2 protein-coding genes are annotated in these 1,471 nt (G+C 35.0%); both read left to right on the plus strand.

Annotated elements, in window-relative coordinates:
• The first annotated feature begins 77 nt into the window (after positions 1-77).
• Positions 78-452, plus strand: coding sequence for an ISAon1 family transposase N-terminal region protein (locus EO244_RS16735; RefSeq protein WP_129255831.1), 375 nt, complete (start codon positions 78-80; stop codon positions 450-452).
• 37 nt (positions 453-489) lie between these two features.
• A complete protein-coding gene (locus EO244_RS16740) occupies positions 490-1,428 on the plus strand; it encodes an ISAon1 family transposase (protein ID WP_206734598.1) in 939 nt (312 codons plus the stop codon).
• The last annotated feature ends 43 nt before the right edge of the window (positions 1,429-1,471 follow it).

The following is a 1,471-nucleotide window of genomic DNA, read 5'->3' on the forward strand; positions in this document are numbered from 1 at the left end:
GGATCACTGGTAAAAGTTGGGTCTGCTTTAAATTGATCATATCTTTGGGAGCTTCAATTTAAAACCATTAACCTCTTATGCAAAAATCCTTATTATCACTCTTTTTCCCAGAGGGTCTTTTAAATTATTTTGACATTGTAGATTATCAAACTGAGCCAACAAACAAAGAACTGTTCAAAAAAGGTCTTACCGTATTTTTAGAAGAGAAAAAAACGATACCAGAAGAATATCAAGATAAGGATATAAAGGCTAGTGGCTTTATGGATCCTCGAGAGATCAATGATTTCCCTATTCGTGATATGCTGGTTAAGCTTCATATCAAACGTCGTCGTTGGGAAGTTGTGACTGATGGAAAGAAACAGAAAGTAAGTCGCAATTGGAATCTAGTATTTAAAGGAACAAGAATGTCAAAAGACTATTCCGCTTTTTTAAAAGATATTAGTCGATACTAATGCCATCAGCATTCAAAGTCTAGAGACTTATTATGGGATTAAAGCTCAATTATTTCGCAGGCAGTACAAAGAGTCAATAAGTGGTTTTAGGCAGTGGCGTAAGAAATCTCATGCACAAGAACATCTAATTTACCCTAAAAATATCGGACCTCATTTAGCTTTAGATGAAACATCGCTTTCAAATGGCGAGCTATATACACTTCTAACCAATAAAGATAGTAGAGGTAAGAAGGCTTGTATTGTCGGTATATTCAAAGGTACTCAGGCAGAACAAATTGTATCGTTAATCAGAGATCACATCCCTGAAGAACTTCGTAATATCGTGAAAGAAGTTACATTGGATATGGCTGGTAGCATGAATTTAATCGTGAGAAAATGTTTCCTAAAAGCAGAAGCTACAACTGATCGATTTCATGTTCAACAGTTGGCCAATGATGCTGTTCAAGAACTCCGAATCAAATATCGATGGGAGATAATAAATAGCGAAAACACAGCCTATAAAAAGGTGAAAGCCAGTGGTCAGGTGTATAAGCCTGAGATTCTCATAAATGGCGATACATTAAGGCAACTGATGGCTCGAAGTAGACATGTATTGTATAAATCTAGGGATAAATGGACTCAGTCACAAACATTGAGGGCAAAACTACTCTTTGAGAGATATCCTGATATCGAGATTGCATATAATTTGTCTGATGGGCTTAGAAAGATATACAATCAGGCTATAGATCTAAATACAGCAAGATTGAAGTTAGCTCGTTGGTTTGATCAAATCGAAAAAGCTTGCTTGGATTCATTCAATTCTATTAAAAGAACTTTCGAAGTTCATCACAAACAAATTATAAATTACTTCATATCAAGGAGCACTAATGCTTTTGCTGAATCTTTCAATGCAAAAATTAAAGATTTCAGGAGATCTTTAAGAGGTGTCGTAGATATTGACTTCTTCTTATTTCGGTTAACAAAAATATTCGCCTAATTAGAATCATTATAGAATTAGACCCAACTTTTACCAGTGATCC

The organism is Ancylomarina salipaludis (genome assembly GCF_004122035.1).
Taxonomy (GTDB): domain Bacteria; phylum Bacteroidota; class Bacteroidia; order Bacteroidales; family Marinifilaceae; genus Ancylomarina; species Ancylomarina salipaludis.